Raw genomic sequence first — 14,701 nt, forward strand, 5'->3', positions numbered from 1 at the left:
CGCCGCATCGCGCGGAACGTTACCGTATCGCGATCAGACAACCACTTCGACGCACTCACCGGGCGGATTACCTGATACCCGTTCGGTCTCAAGAGCGTTCTGAAGGATCACCACTGCGGCCGCCTGGTCGATCACCGAACGGCCCTTCTTCGCGTTCTTCCCCGAGGCCCGAAGCCCCTGGGCGGCGGTGACCGTGGTCATCCGCTCGTCCACGAGACGGACCGTCACCGGCTTGATTCCCTTGGCGAGTTCCGTGGCGAAGGCGCGCACCTTGGCCGCGGCCGGCCCCTCCCGCCCGCTGAGCGAGCGGGGCAGGCCGACCACGACCTCCAGGGGTTCGTACTCCTCGACAAGCTGCCGCAGCCGCCGGTGGGCGAAGGGGATGTCCCGGCCCGGAACGGTTTCCACCGGTGTGGCCAACACCCCATCGGGGTCGCACGAGGCGACCCCGATACGGGCGTCCCCGACATCGATGGCGAGACGGCGGCCACGGCGCAGAGTCATGGTCAGACCGTCTCGACGACGAGGCGCTCGACCGCGGCGATGGCCTCGGGGATGGCGGCCGGGTTCTGGCCGCCGCCCTGGGCGACGTCCGGCTTGCCGCCACCGCCGCCGCCGAGGGTCTTGGCGGCGGTACGGACCAGGTCGCCGGCCTTGAGACCGCGCTCGCGCGCGGCCTCGTTGGTGGCGATGACCGTCAGCGGGCGGCCGCCCGCCGTGGTGAACAGGGCCACGACGGCCGGCCGGTCGCCCTGGATGCGGCCGCGGACGTCGAGGACCAGCTTGCGCAGGTCGTCGGCGCCGGTGCCGTCCGGGACGGTGCCCACGACGAGGGCGACGCCGCGGATGTCCTGGGCGTTCTCGGCGAGACCGGCGGCGGCCTGGAGGACCTTCTCCGCGCGGAACTTCTCGATCTCCTTCTCGGCGTCCTTCAGCTTGCCGAGCATGGAGGCGATCTTCTCCGGCAGCTCCTCCGGACGGCCCTTGACCAGCTCCTGGAGCTGGGCGACGACCGTGTGCTCCTTTGCGAGGAAGTTGTACGCGTCCACGCCGACGAGGGCCTCGACACGGCGCACGCCGGAGCCGATGGAGGACTCGCCGAGCAGCTTCACCAGACCCAGCTGGGCGGTGTTGCCGACGTGCGTACCGCCGCACAGCTCCTTGGAGAAGTCTCCGATGGTCACGACGCGCACGCGCTCGCCGTACTTCTCGCCGAACTCGGCGATGGCGCCCTGCTTCTTCGCCTCGTCGATGCTCATGATCTCGGCGGTGACGTCGAGCTCGCGCGACAGCACGTCGTTGATCTTCTGCTCGACGTCGGTGAGGACCGTGCCGGGGACGGCGTTCGGCGAGCCGAAGTCGAAGCGGAACCGGCCGGGCGAGTTCTCGGAACCGGCCTGGGCGGCCGTCGGACCGAGGGCGTCGCGCAGAGCCTGGTGGGTCAGGTGCGTGGCCGAGTGGGCGCGGGCGATGGCCCGGCGGCGGTTGATGTCGATGGCGGCGTACGCGGAGGCGCCCACCGTCACCTCGCCGACCTGGACCGAGCCCTTGTGCACGGAGACACCGGGGACCGGCTGCTGGACGTCGCGGACGTTGATGATGGCGCCCGAGTCGAGCTTGATCCGGCCCTGGTCGGCGAGCTGGCCGCCGCCCTCGGCGTAGAACGGGGTGCGGTCGAGGACGACCTCGACCTCGTCGCCCTCGGAGGCGGCGGGCGCGGAGACGCCGTTGACCAGGAGGCCGACGATGGTGGACTCGCCCTGGGTGGTGGCGTAGCCGGTGAACTCGGTGGCGCCGGAGCCGTCGGCGATCTCCCGGTAGGCGGACATGTCCGCGTGGCCGGTCTTCTTGGCCTTGGCGTCGGCCTTGGCGCGGTCGCGCTGCTCCTGCATCAGGCGGCGGAAGCCGGGCTCGTCCACGGAGAGGCCCTGCTCGGCGGCCATCTCCAGGGTGAGGTCGATCGGGAAGCCCCAGGTGTCGTGGAGCAGGAACGCCTTGTCGCCGGAGAGGACCGTGCCGCCGGCGGCCTTGGTCTCGGTCACGGCGGTGTCGAGAATGTTGGTGCCGCCCTTGACGGCCTTGAGGAAGGCGGCCTCTTCGGCGAGCGCGACGGTCTCGATGCGCTTGCGGTCGGTGACGAGCTCCGGGTACTGCTGCCCCATCGTGTTGATCACGACGTCGACGAGCTCCTGGACGACCGGGCCGGTGGCGCCCATGAGGCGCATGTTTCGGATGGCGCGGCGCATGATGCGGCGCAGCACGTAGCCGCGGCCCTCGTTGCCGGGGGTGACGCCGTCGCCGATGAGCATGACGGAGGTGCGGATGTGGTCGGCGACCACGCGCATCGACACGTCGGTGCCCTGGGCGGCGCCGTACTGCACGCCGGTCAGCTCGGTGGCCTTGTCCATGACCACGCGCAGGGTGTCGGTCTCGTACATGTTCTGCACGCCCTGCAGGATCATCGCGAGGCGCTCGAGACCCAGACCGGTGTCGATGTTCTTCGACGGCAGGTCGCCGAGGATCGGGAAGTCTTCCTTCCCGTCGCCGGCGCCGCGCTCGTACTGCATGAAGACCAGGTTCCAGATCTCCACGTAGCGCTCGTCGTTGACGGCGGGGCCGCCCTCGACGCCGAACTCCGGGCCGCGGTCGTAGTTGATCTCCGAGCACGGGCCGCACGGACCCGGGACGCCCATGGACCAGAAGTTGTCCTTCTTGCCCAGGCGCTGGATGCGCTCGACGGGGACGCCGATGACGTCACGCCAGATCGTCTCGGCCTCGTCGTCGTCGAGGTAGACGGTGATCCAGAGCTTCTCCGGCTCCAGGCCGTAGCCGCCGTCCGCCACGGAGCTGGTCAGCAGCTCCCAGGCGTACTTGATGGCGCCTTCCTTGAAGTAGTCGCCGAAGGAGAAGTTGCCGCACATCTGGAAGAACGTGCCGTGGCGGGTGGTCTTGCCGACCTCTTCGATGTCCGGCGTGCGGACGCACTTCTGCACGCTGGTGGCCCGCGGGGCCGGGGGCTTGGTCTCGCCGAGGAAGTACGGCTTGAACGGGACCATGCCCGCGTTGACCAGCAGCAGAGTCGGGTCGTCCGCGATGAGCGACGCCGAAGGGACAACGGCGTGACCGCGCTCCTCGAAGAAGCTCAGCCAGCGGCGGCGGATTTCAGCCGACTCCATCAGTGGTCCTCATTCCGGTTGTACGAACCCGTCGAGCGGTTCTCGTGGCTCGAGCGGTGGGTGGTCTTGTCGTTCTGGATGGCCCGCAGCCGCCGCTGCCCCGGGAGGGCGGTGACGTGGTCGGGCCGGGCTGGGTCCATGGCGTCCCGCCTGAGCCCCAGTGCGTCGTTCAGCTCGTCCTCGCGCTGCGACATTCCCGCCTTGACGTCGAGGGCGAAGTCCTTGAGGCGGTGGCCCGCCTCCACGGCCTTGTCGGCGGCCTGGGCGGCGAGGCTCTCCGGTGTCAGCTTCTTGAGCTGGCGGTTGACCTTGGTGGTGGCCCACACGCCGGCGGCTGCGCCGGCGGTGAACCAGAAGGCTCGGCGGAACATCGGAGGTTTCAGCCCTTCTGCTTCCGGCGCCGGGGCGTCGGCACCGTACGGCCAACGATCACGGTGTGGCTAGCGCCATTACTTCGTTGACGTCGGGGCGCCTTCTGCGGCGCGTCTTCCGTGGATTTGCCCAGTGCCTTGCGGACCCCGTAGCCGAAGGCCGCGACCTTGACCAGCGGCCCGCCGAAGGTGGAGGCCACGGTGGAGGACAGCGCGGAGGCGTTCGAGGTGACTTCCTGGACGTCGCTCGCGATGGCGTCGACCCGGTCGAGCTGGGTGCGCGCGGAGCGGACGGTGGTGGAGGCGTCCGCGAGCAGCGGGACGGCCTGGTCGGTCACGTCGGCCACCAGCTTGGTGGTCGCCTTGAGCACCTGGGCCAGCCTCACCAGCACGACGGCGAGGAAGGAGACCAGAATGGCCCAGAAGACGGCCACGAGGATCCCGGCCACCTCTCCACCGGACACGTTGCACCGCTCTCTGCCTGTTGATCACTACGTAGAAAAGTCGTTCTCCGACCCTATCGCGCCGGAGATCCACCGCCGTACCGGAATTCGCGGTCCGGCGGAACCGCCTTGTACGCAGCGCATCCGGACCAGTACCCTCCGTGTCCCATGCGACAGAGGCCCGTGCGACGGAGGACCTGCGGCAATCTTCCCTCGGAGCTGAGCCGCCTCGTCGGGCGGGGTGCGGAACTCGCCGAGGTCGGGAGGCTGCTGGAGGCCTCCCGGCTGGTCACCGTGACCGGCGTCGGCGGGGTGGGCAAGTCCCGGCTGGCGCTGGCGGCGGCCCGGGAGGCGGCCGAGGCGGCGGGTGCTGCGCAGGAACGCCACTGCGACGGCGTGTGGCTGGCCGAGCTGTCCTGCGTACGCGATCCGGCGCTGCTCGAACTCACGCTGGCGGAGTCGCTCGGGCTCACCGACCACACCACGCGGCCGCCCCGGACGGTCCTGGCCGAGCACCTCGCCGAGCGGCGGCTGCTGCTGGTCCTGGACGGGTTCGAGCAGCTGGTCGACGAGACCGCCGAGCTGGTGCGGGAGCTGCTGCGCCGCTCCCCCGGCCTGCGGGTGCTGGCCGCCGGGCGCCGGCCGCTGGACCTCGACGGGGAGCAGGCCTTCCCGCTGGCCCCGCCGGGCCCCGAGGAGGCGCTGGAACTGCTGGCCGAGCGGGCGGCGGCCGCCGATCCCGGCTTCGCGGTGACCGCGGCCAACCGGGCCGCACTGGTGGAGCTGTGCACCCGGCTCGACGGGATCCCGCTGGCGCTGGAGCTGGCGGCGGGGCGGCTGCGGGCGCTGTCGCCGGAGCAGGTGCTGACCCGGTTGGAGGACCGGTTCGCGCTGCTGACGGGTGGGACGCGCGGGGCCCTCCCGCGGCACCGGGCGCTGCGTACGGCGATCGGCTGGAGCCACGAGCTGTGCACCGCGCAGGAGCGGCTGCTGTGGGCGCGGCTGTCGGTGTTCGCCGGGCACTTCGACCTCGATGCCGTCGAGTACGTGTGCGCGGGAGCGGACCTGCCGGTGGAGTCCGTGCTGGACGTGCTCGGGGAGCTCCTGGCCCAGTCGCTGCTCGCCCGGGAGGAGACGGCGGCCGGGGTGCGCTACCGGATGCTGGAGACCGTACGGGTGTACGGGGCGGGGTGGCTGGAGTCGCTGGGCGACGCCGGGCGGCTGCGGCGGCGCCACCGGGACTGGTACGTGGGGCTGGCGACCTGGTGCGAGCTGGACTGGTTCAGCCCGCGCCAGCAGGAGGTGGCCGCGCTGGTGGAGGCGGAGCTGCCGAATCTGCGGCTGGCGCTGGAGTGCTGTCTGGAGGATCCGGACGAGGCACATCTGGGCCAGTACCTCGCGGGGACGCTGTGGTTCTACTGGGCCGGCTGCGGCCGGCTCACCGAGGGCCGGTACTGGCTGGACCGGATGCTGGAGCCCGGCCCGGCGGAGTCGGAGCACGCGGGGTCGCGGCTGAAGGCGCAGTGGGTGCTGGGCTACGTGGCGGCCCTGCAGGGCGATGCGGTGGCCTCGATGAGCGCCCTGTACGAGTGCCGGGACGGGGCGGCGCGGACCGGGAACCCGGTGGCGGCGGCGTACGCGGTGCACCGGCTGGGCTGCCTGGCGCTGGTCTCCGACGACATGGCGCGGGCCGGGGAGCTGCTGGGCTCGGCGCTGGAGCGGTACCGGGACGCCGGGGAGCTGAACAGCAATGTGCTGATGTGCCAGGTGGAGCTGGCGATGGCGCTGGCCTTCCAGGGGGATCCGGCGGGCGCGCTCTCGCTGTGCCGGGAGGTCCGGGACATCTGCGAGGAGCGCGGGGAGCGCTGGACGAAGGCGTACGCCCTGTACGTCCTCGCGTACGCGGCCCTGGACGCGGGGGCCACGGCCGAGGCCCGGCGGCTGCTGACCGAGTGCGTGACGATCAACCACACCTTCCGCGACCTGGTCGGGCTGGTGCTGGCGGTGGAGCTGCTGGCCCTGGTCACGGCGGTCGAGGGCCATCCGGCCGAGGCGGCGGTGCTCCAGGGCGCGGCGGAGCCGCTGTGGGACGGGGTGGGCCTTCAGCTGTTCGGCTCGGGCTACTTCAACGCCCCGCGGCTGATGTGCCGGGAGCGGGCGGGCGAGCTGCTGGGGGCGGAGCAGTACGAGGCGTGTGCGCAGCACGGCCGGAGCCTGTCGCCGGAGGAGGCGGTCGAGCGGGCGCTGCGGGCGCCGGAGCCGGCGGCGGCGCCGGAACCGCTGCCGAGGCCGCGGGCCGGGGAAGCGCCGGGCGCGGCGGGCGGTCCGGGGGGTCCGAAAAACAGGAAGCCCGTCGGCTCCCCCAAGGGGGAACCGACGGGCTGACCAGCCTGTGAGGCTACGGCCGCTGGATCAGCGGGCGTAGTACTCGACGACGAGCTGCTCGTCGCAGATGACCGGGATTTCCTTGCGGTTCGGGTCGCGGTCCAGGCGGAAGGCCAGGGCCTTCAGGTTGACCTGCAGGTAGCGCGGGGTCTCGCCCTCGCCTGCGTAGCCACCCTCACGGGCAACCTGGAACGGAACCTTCTCGCGGCTGCGCTCGCGCACGGTGATGACGTCGTCCGGACGGACACGGAACGACGGCTTGTCGACCTTGCCACCGTTGACCTCGATGTGGCCGTGAACGACCATCTGGCGGGCCTGGTAGATGGTGCGGGCGATGCCCGAACGCAGGACCAGGGCGTCGAGGCGACGCTCGAGCTCGACGACCAGCGCCTCGCCCGTCTTGCCTTCGGCCTTCTTGGCGCGGTCGTACGCGCGGGCCATCTGACGCTCAGAGATGTCGTACTGAGCGCGCAGACGCTGCTTCTCGAGCAGGCGAACCTTGTAGTCCGAGTTCTGCTTGCGGCCACGGCCGTGCTCGCCCGGCGGGTAGGGGCGAGCCTCGAAGTACTTGACGGCCTTCGGGGTCAGCGCAATGCCGAGGGCACGCGACTTCTTGACCTTGGGTCGCTTCTGGTTCACGGGGAACCTACCTCCATGTAAGTTAGGTGAGGCTTACCTTAGCGAGGAGGACGTAATGTCTCGACCACATGGGATCCCCCTGCCCAGTGCGCAGCGCAGTTCGAATTCAGACGAAACAGAATCCGCTTGCGCCGACGATAAGCAAGGTCAGCCGCGTCCCAGGGAAGGCGTTCGGCAGCTCACCGGAGCCGAACGCGTACGAACCCTCGTAGAGTCCAACGCCTCAGTATCCCTCACGCTGCCGGGTGCTGTTGACCAGCTGCGGTCTCTTGACCTGGCAGAGTTCGGGACAGGGATGCCGGCCGCTCGGACCGTCACCCCGGACGGGGACGTGATTCTCCTGGTGTCAGGGGAATCCGCGGCTGCCAGGGCAGCCGCTTACGCCCAGGACGACGACCTCACCGCCGTGATCGAGATCACGGATGTGGCGCCGGTGTCCGTGCCCCATCGTATCCGAGGCCGTGCGTGGCTGGCCGGGTGGCTGACGCAGGTGCGCGGGGACGACCGTGCGGCCTGCGCGGCGCTGCTGGCGGAGCGCCGGCCGGTGGGCGAACTCCTCGGGCTGCACGGCCGGCCGTCCTTCGTGATGCTGCGCCTGGAGGTCGGCGAGATCTCGGTGGACGACCTGTGGGGCGCGGAGCACGTGGAACCGGAGGACCTGGCCACGGTGGAACCGGACCCGATGGTGAACCACGAGACCGAGCTCCTCCAGCACCTGGCCGCCGCGCACCGCGACCGGATCGCGGACCTGTGCGCGGTGCTGGGTCCGCGGGAGAGCGCCGGCACGACCGCGGTCCCCCTGGCCTTGGACCGGCTGGGCCTGCGGGTCCGCTTCACGGGCGACGGCTCCTCCTTCGACGCCCGCTTCGACTTCCCGGCGCCGGTACGCGACGTCTGCGACCTGCGCCGGGCGATGCACCACCTGTTCGCGGCGGCGGGTCACCAGTAGCGAGGAAACCGCGATCGCCGGACACGCGTGATCTTCCTGTGCCACCGTGATGTCGCTTGGTGACGTCACAGCTACACGGAGGAGCACAATGGCTGTCCCGACCCCTGAGCAGAGCGCGGCTGTCGACTCCTTCAGGCGCGGGGACCACCTGGTCCTCCAAGCAGGCGCCGGGACGGGCAAGACCACGACCCTGGCCATGCTGGCGAAGGGCACGGCGGCACGCGGCCGGTACATCGCCTTCAACAAGTCCATCGCCGTCGACGCGGCCGGCAGGTTTCCCGGCACGGTGGAGTGCAGGACCGCCCACTCCCTTGCCTTCGGCGCGGTGGGCCGGGGCTATGCCTCGCGGCTGAACGCCCCGCGGGTCCCCGGCTGGAAGACCGGGGCCCTGCTCGGCATCGCGGTCGGCATGCGCGTGCGGATCGGCGAGCGCAACGTCAGCAACAAGGCGCTGTCGTACACCACGCTGCGGACCGTCACACGCTTCTGCCAGTCCGCGGACAGCACCATCCGGCGCCACCACGTCCCGCGGCTGCGCGGCATCGAGGCCGAACATCTCCACGCCCAGCTCGTCGACGTGGTGCTGCCGTACGCGGTCAAGGCCTGGGAGGACCTGCAGAACCCGCACGAAGGCGTGGTCCGGTTCGACCACGACCACTATCTGAAGATCTGGGCCCTCACCGACCCCGTGATCCCGGCCGACTTCCTGCTGCTGGACGAGGCCCAGGACACCAATCCGGTGGTCGAGAAGATCTTCACCGCGCAACGCGACCACGCCCAGCTGGTGATGGTCGGCGACTCGGCCCAGGCCATCTACGGATGGCGCGGTGCCAGGGACGTGATGAGCGGCTTCGACGGGACACAGCTGGCCCTGTCCCAGTCCTTCCGCTTCGGCTCCGCGCTCGCCGAGGAGGCCAACCGGTGGCTACACCTCGCCGAATCCCCGATCCGGCTGACCGGCACCCCGGCCATCGAGACCCGTCTGGAGCGGGTGGAGAAGCCGGAGGCCATCCTGTGCCGGTCCAACGTCGGCGCCATGCTCGAAGTCATGCGACTGCTGGAGGACGGCCGCAGGGTCGCCCTCGTCGGCGGCGGCGAGGCACTGAGCGCCCTCGCCCGGGCCGCGCGCGACCTCAAGGCCGGCAAGCGCAGTACGCACCCCGAGCTGATCCTCTTCGACTCCTGGGGGGAGCTCCAGGAGTACGCCGAGTACGACCCCTCGGGCCGGGACCTGCTGCCGCTCGTCGATCTGGTGGACGAGCACGGTGTCGACGTCATCCTGCGCGCCGTGGAACGGCTCTCCGCCGAACAGGGCGCCGAGATCGTGGTCTCCACCGCGCACAAGGCCAAGGGCCGCGAATGGGCCTCGGTCCGCATCGGCGAGGACTTCACCGAACCGGTGGATGCCGAGGAGACGGACGAGAACGGGGATCCGCTTCCCGGTGAGATCGACGACGCGGAGGCACGCCTCGCCTACGTCGCCGTCACCCGTGCGCGCCTCCGGCTCGACATCGGCGGCCTCGGCTGGATCAACCGGCGCCCCGACGGCCGTCCGGGCGCCGGACCCGCCGGCCCCTGGGACACGCTGGGACCTGCCCCGGAGTGACGGACCCGGGCGCCGGCGGCGCGGTCAGGCGCCACCGCGGAGGCGTTCGCGGACCTTTTCCACCACGTCCGCGTACCGCGCCTCCGCGCCGTACCGCGTCGGCTCGTAGTACCGCTTCCCGTGCACCGCATCAGGGGCGTACTGCTGTGCAGCGATCGCGCCCGGGACGTCGTGCGGGTACACGTAACCCACCGCGTGGCCCAGCTTCGCCGCGCCCTTGTAGTGCCCGTCCCGCAGATGCGTCGGCACCGGGCCCGCCAGCCCCGCCCGGACATCCGCCAGCGCCGCACCGATCGCGGTCGTCGCGGTGTTCGACTTCGGGGCCAGGGCCAGCGCGATCGTCGCGTGTGACAGGGTCAGCGCGGCCTCCGGGAAGCCGATCATCGCCACCGCCTGCGCCGCGGCCACCGCGAGCGGCAGGGCCGTCGGGTCCGCCAGCCCGATGTCCTCGCTCGCCGAGATCATCAGGCGGCGCGCGATGAACCGCGGGTCCTCCCCTGCCTCGATCATCCGCGCCAGATAGTGCAGCGCCGCGTCCACGTCCGAGCCGCGGATCGACTTGATCAGCGCACTCGCCACGTCGTAGTGCTGGTCCCCGTCCCGGTCGTACTTCACCGCCGCCCGGTCGACCGCCTCCTCCACCGTCTGGAGGCTGATCTCGGACTCCCCCTTGGCGATCGCCGAACCGGCACCCGCCTCCAGCGCCGTCAGCGCCCGCCGGGCATCGCCGCCGGCGATCCGCAGCAGGTGCGCCTCCGCGTCCGCCGGCAAGGTCACCGCCCCGCCCAGGCCCCGCTCCTCCGTCAGCGCCCGCCGCATCAGCGCGCTCAGGTCCTCGTCCGTCAGCGGCTCCAGCGTGAGCAGCAGCGACCGCGACAGGAGCGGGGAGATGATCGAGAAGTACGGGTTCTCCGTGGTCGCGGCGATCAGCGTCACCCAGCGGTTCTCGACGGCCGGGAGCAGCGAGTCCTGCTGGGCCTTGCTGAACCGGTGGATCTCGTCGAGGAAGAGGACCGTGTCCTTGCCGTACCCGCCGGCCGCCCGCTTGGCGCCCTCGATGACGGCGCGTACCTCTTTCACGCCCGCCGTGATCGCCGACAGCTCCACGAACCGCTTCTGCGTCGCCTGGCTCACCACGTACGCGAGGGTGGTCTTGCCGATGCCCGGCGGGCCCCACAGGATCACCGACGAGGCGCCGGCCGGACCGCCCGCCCCGTCCCCGACCAGCCGCCGCAGCGGTGATCCGGGCTTCAGCAGGTGCTGCTGGCCGACGACCTCGTCCAGGGTGCGGGGGCGCATCCGGACGGCGAGCGGGGAGCTCGCCGGATCCTTCTCCCGGCGGTCTTCGGCAGCGGCGGTGAACAGGTCTGGTTCCACACAGGAAGCCTATGCGAGCCCACTGACAGCCCACCGACAGCGGGCCGCGGGCTCAGGGAGGCCTCAGGAGGTCCAGAAGTCCCACCAGCGCGTCAGGATCAGCATGCCGATGATCCCGACGTGCAGGACCGGCAGCACCCAGGTGAACTCGTCGAGGAAGGAACGCAGCCAGCCCGGGGCGGGCAGCAGGCCCTCCCGCACGTTGTGCGCGGTGACGTACCAGAACATGAAGATCGTGGCGACCCACGCCAGCGAGCACCACAGGCACAGCGAGTTGATGTTGTACAGCGACTGGTACATCAGCCAGGCGCAGAACACGACGCCGAACAGCATGCCCGCGTTGAGGGTCAGCCAGTACCAGGGGCGGAAGCGGGCCCCGGCCAGCACGCTCATGCCGACGCAGACCACGATCCCGTACGCGACCAGCCCCAGCATCGGGTTCGGGAAGCCGAAGGCGGACGCCTGCTCGCTCTTCATGATGTTGCCGCAGGAGACGATCGGGTTCAGGCTGCAGCCCGGCGTGAAGTTCGGGTCCTCGAGCAGCTTGAACTTGTCGATCGTGATCACCCAGGCCGCGAGCAGTCCCGCGGCGCCCGTGATCACCAGCAGCAGGGCGAGTGCCCGGCTGGCGCCGACCGTCCGCGGGGCGGTGTCTGCGTCCGTACCTCGTGTCGTCATACCGCCCGCTCCACATCTGCAAGGTCAACAAGCACCGGCCATTGTGCCGTACTGAGCCGGTGTCCACCGTTCGGTGGACATAAGGACGTACGCACGGGGGGACCGGTGGAGCGGGTTCCGCCACACCATTTGAGACATGACACGGAATGCGGTGGAAGTACGGGGGCTTCGCAAGCAGTACGGCGAAGTCACCGCAGTGGACGGACTCGATCTGACGATCCGGCAGGGCGAGGTCTTCGGCCTCCTCGGGCCCAACGGCGCCGGCAAGAGCACGACGGTGGAGATCCTGCAGGGCCACCGGGAACGGGACGGCGGCGAGGTCGCCGTGCTCGGCGCGGACCCGGCCGCCGCCGGGCGGGCCTGGCGCTCGCGCGTCGGGATCGTCTGGCAGGACGAGTCGGCGCCCGCGGAACTGACGGTACGGGAGACGGTCGAGCACTTCGCCCGCTACTACCCGGCCCCGCGCGACCCGGTCGAGGTCATCGCCCTGGTCGGCCTGGAGGAGAAGCGGGACCAGCGGGTGAAGGGCCTCTCGGGCGGCCAGCGGCGCCGGCTCGACGTGGCGCTCGGCGTCATCGGCGATCCCGAGCTGCTGCTCCTCGACGAGCCGACCACCGGCTTCGACCCGGCGGCGCGGCGCCAGTTCTGGGACCTGATCCGGCTGCTCGCCGCCGAGGGCACCACCATCGTGCTCACCACGCACTACCTGGAGGAGGCCGAGGCCCTCGCCGACCGCCTCGCGGTCATCGCGAGCGGCAGGGTCGTCGCCGACGGCGAACCGGCCGAGCTGCGCTCCCGTTTCGGCACCGGCGCCACCGTCGAATGGACCGAGGCGGACGGCAGCCCGCGCAGCATCGCCACCGAGACCCCCACCCGTACGGTCGCCGAGCTCATGGCCCGCTTCGAGGGCGAGATCCCGGGGCTGAAGATCGGCCGGCCCACCCTGGAGGACGTGTACCTGCGCCTCACGGGTCAGCTCGTACCCACGACCGCGCAGCAGCCGGAGGACACACGATGAGCACGACCGCCACGACCGCCACGACCGGCGGCAGGGCCGCCGCGGCTGCGAAGGCACTGCCCGGCGCCTGGACCCTGGGCCTGAGCCGCGGGGCCCTGGAGATCAGGCAGTTCGTCCGCCAGCGCGACGCGATGATCTTCACCTTCGCCTTCCCCATCGTCTTCCTGGCCCTCTTCGCCTCGATCTTCCGCGACAGCGTGGAGAACACCGGGGTCACCGCCTCCCAGCTGTACGCGGCCGGCATGGTCGCCGCGGGCATCATGTCCACCAGCTTCCAGTCGCTCGGGATCTCGATCGCCGTCGAACGGGACGAGAAGGTGCTGCGCCGGCTGCGCGGGACGCCGATGCCCCCGGCCGCGTACTTCCTGGGCAAGGTCTGGATGGTGCTGGCCACCGGACTCGCCGAGACCGCGATTCTGCTGCTCGTCGGCTCCACCCTGTTCGGCCTCGACCTGCCGGCTTCCGCGGCCAAGTGGCTCACGTTCGGCTGGATCTTCGTCCTCGGCCTGACCGGGTGCGCCCTGCTCGGCATCGCCATCAGCAGCCTGCCCAAGTCCGGCAAGAGCGCCAGCTCGGTGGTCGTCCTGCCGTTCCTGATCCTGCAGTTCATCTCCGGCGTCTTCATCCCGGTCAACGCGATCCCGGACTGGCTGCTGAACATCGGCGCGCTGTTCCCGCTCAAGTGGATGTGCCAGGGGCTGCGCGGGGTGTTCCTGCCGGAGTCCGCGGCCGTCCTGGAGCAGGCGGGCAGCTGGGAGTACGGAAAGGTCGCCCTGGTCCTGGGGGCCTGGGTCGTCGGAGGATTGGTCCTGTGTCTGCTGACCTTCAAGTGGAAGAACCGCCGCGACGGCTGAACGGGTTCACCGGGACGGCCGGAGCGCGCGAACCCCACGTCTGGGACCGCGCGTTCGGGCCGTGGGACCTCTACTTCGGCGTCGTGTGGGTCGCGACCGCGGCCTTCGTGCTGGGCGCGGACTTCCCTTCGCTCTCGTACCGGATCCCCGCCGTCGCCCTGCTCGTGCTGCTGATCCCCTGGTACGCGTGGGCCGGCCGGCCCCTGCTCCTGATGGATCCCGGCGCCGAACCGGGGCTGTCCCTGCGCTACCTGGGCGTGGTGGTGGCCCTGTTCCTGCCCGCCGCCTGCCTGGTCGGCGAGACCCGGCTGATCACCTTCGCGCTCGCCCCGCACTGCTTCATGCTGCTGCCGCTGCGCCGGGCGATCGGCGCGATGGCGGTGGTGGCGCTGCTGCCGGTGGCCGGGTGGGCGCTGCTGTGGCAGCCGGCCGGCCACATCGTCTTCATCAACGCGGCCAGCGCCTTCGTCACTTTCGCCTTCTCCTCCTTCTTCGGCGCCTGGATCCTCCGGATCATCGAGCAGAGCCAGGGGCGGGCCTCGCTGATCGCCGAACTCGACGCCAGCCGGGAGGAGGTGGCCCGGCTGTCCGCCGCGCAGGGTGCCCATGCAGAAAGGGAACGCATGTCCCGCGAGATCCACGACACCCTTGCCCAGGGCTTCACGAGTCTGCTGATGCTGGTCCAGGCCGTGCAGTCGGAGATGGACACGGATCCGGAGCAGGCCCACCGGCATCTGGAGCTGATGGCCGCCACCGCCCGGCAGAACCTGGCCGAGGCCCGGGCCCTGGTCTCGGGCGGCGCCCCCGCCGACCTGGACGCCGGCTCGCTGCCGGACGCGGTACGCCGCCTCGCGGCCCGGCAGGACCCGCCGGCGGCGGTGTCGGTGACCGGGGAGGTCCGGCCGCTGGCCGCGGTACTGGAGGTGGTGGCCCTGCGGTCCTGCCAGGAATCCCTGTCGAACGCGTCGAAGCACGCGGGGGCGGGGGCGCGCTGCTCGGTGTCCCTGGCTTACGGTGACGGCGAACTGACCGTCACGGTCCGGGACACCGGGCGGGGCTTCGACCCGGCGGCCCCCGCCCCGGGCCACGGCCTGCGGGGGCTGCGCGCCCGTGCGGCGGAGGTCGGCGGGACGGCGGTGATCGACAGCGCGCCGGGGACCGGCGCGACGGTCACGGTAGCTCTCCCGACGACTCGCTGAGGAGCC

Annotated in this window: 13 protein-coding genes; 6 read left to right on the plus strand and 7 right to left on the minus strand. The window is 71.2% G+C overall.

Annotation, left to right across the window (positions count from 1 at the left end):
- Positions 1-33: 33 nt before the first annotated feature.
- From ruvX to AB0M76_RS23640, 4 genes are read right to left on the minus strand one after another with little or no spacing between them, the layout of a single operon-like run.
- A complete protein-coding gene (ruvX, locus tag AB0M76_RS23625) occupies positions 34-504 on the minus strand; it encodes a Holliday junction resolvase RuvX (protein WP_365954755.1) in 471 nt (156 codons plus the stop codon).
- A gap of 2 nt (positions 505-506) precedes the next feature.
- Entirely contained in the window at positions 507-3,176 is a 2,670-nt protein-coding gene (gene alaS / locus AB0M76_RS23630; RefSeq protein ID WP_365954756.1) for an alanine--tRNA ligase, read from the minus strand.
- Entirely contained in the window at positions 3,176-3,547 is a 372-nt protein-coding gene (locus tag AB0M76_RS23635; RefSeq protein WP_365954757.1) for a DUF6167 family protein, read from the minus strand. Before AB0M76_RS23635 ends, alaS begins: the two co-directional genes overlap by 1 nt.
- An 8-nt stretch (positions 3,548-3,555) precedes the next feature.
- A complete protein-coding gene (locus AB0M76_RS23640) occupies positions 3,556-4,011 on the minus strand; it encodes a DUF948 domain-containing protein (protein WP_365954758.1) in 456 nt (151 codons plus the stop codon).
- Positions 4,012-4,158: 147 nt separating this feature from the next.
- Between AB0M76_RS23640 and AB0M76_RS23645 the strand changes: the two genes are divergently transcribed.
- Complete coding sequence (locus AB0M76_RS23645) at positions 4,159-6,375, plus strand: AAA family ATPase (protein ID WP_365954759.1); 2,217 nt, start codon at positions 4,159-4,161, stop codon at positions 6,373-6,375.
- Between the two features lie 27 nt (positions 6,376-6,402).
- Here the strand turns inward: AB0M76_RS23645 and rpsD are convergent, their stop codons facing one another.
- Entirely contained in the window at positions 6,403-7,014 is a 612-nt protein-coding gene (rpsD, locus tag AB0M76_RS23650) for a 30S ribosomal protein S4 (RefSeq protein ID WP_030294564.1), read from the minus strand.
- 55 nt (positions 7,015-7,069) lie between these two features.
- Between rpsD and AB0M76_RS23655 the strand changes: the two genes are divergently transcribed.
- Together AB0M76_RS23655 and AB0M76_RS23660 are read left to right on the plus strand one after the other, a co-directional pair.
- Complete coding sequence (locus tag AB0M76_RS23655; RefSeq protein WP_365954760.1) at positions 7,070-7,963, plus strand: DUF2470 domain-containing protein; 894 nt, start codon at positions 7,070-7,072, stop codon at positions 7,961-7,963.
- A gap of 88 nt (positions 7,964-8,051) precedes the next feature.
- Positions 8,052-9,569: a UvrD-helicase domain-containing protein gene (locus AB0M76_RS23660; protein ID WP_365954761.1), complete on the plus strand. Its 1,518-nt coding sequence runs from the start codon at positions 8,052-8,054 to the stop codon at positions 9,567-9,569.
- 24 nt (positions 9,570-9,593) lie between these two features.
- Here AB0M76_RS23660 and AB0M76_RS23665 read toward each other — a convergent pair whose 3' ends face one another.
- Both AB0M76_RS23665 and AB0M76_RS23670 read right to left on the minus strand, forming a co-directional pair.
- A complete protein-coding gene (locus AB0M76_RS23665; RefSeq protein ID WP_365954762.1) occupies positions 9,594-10,946 on the minus strand; it encodes a replication-associated recombination protein A in 1,353 nt (450 codons plus the stop codon).
- Between the two features lie 63 nt (positions 10,947-11,009).
- A complete protein-coding gene (locus AB0M76_RS23670) occupies positions 11,010-11,624 on the minus strand; it encodes a vitamin K epoxide reductase family protein (protein WP_365954763.1) in 615 nt (204 codons plus the stop codon).
- 136 nt (positions 11,625-11,760) lie between these two features.
- On the opposite strand from AB0M76_RS23670, the gene AB0M76_RS23675 reads away from it, so the two are divergent.
- Genes AB0M76_RS23675 through AB0M76_RS23685 form a run of 3 tightly spaced genes read left to right on the plus strand, consistent with a single transcriptional unit; the run spans position 11,761 to position 14,695 of the window.
- Positions 11,761-12,642, plus strand: coding sequence for an ABC transporter ATP-binding protein (locus tag AB0M76_RS23675; protein WP_365954764.1), 882 nt, complete (start codon positions 11,761-11,763; stop codon positions 12,640-12,642).
- Entirely contained in the window at positions 12,639-13,496 is an 858-nt protein-coding gene (locus AB0M76_RS23680; RefSeq protein ID WP_266668866.1) for an ABC transporter permease, read from the plus strand. The genes AB0M76_RS23675 and AB0M76_RS23680 overlap by 4 nt, the downstream gene beginning before the upstream one ends.
- On the plus strand, positions 13,454-14,695 hold the full coding sequence (locus AB0M76_RS23685; protein ID WP_365954765.1) for a sensor histidine kinase: 1,242 nt from the start codon (positions 13,454-13,456) through the stop codon (positions 14,693-14,695). The genes AB0M76_RS23680 and AB0M76_RS23685 overlap by 43 nt, the downstream gene beginning before the upstream one ends.
- Positions 14,696-14,701: the final 6 nt, after the last annotated feature.

The sequence above is a fragment of the Streptomyces sp. NPDC051364 genome (assembly GCF_040682115.1).
In the GTDB taxonomy this organism is placed as follows: domain Bacteria; phylum Actinomycetota; class Actinomycetes; order Streptomycetales; family Streptomycetaceae; genus Streptomyces.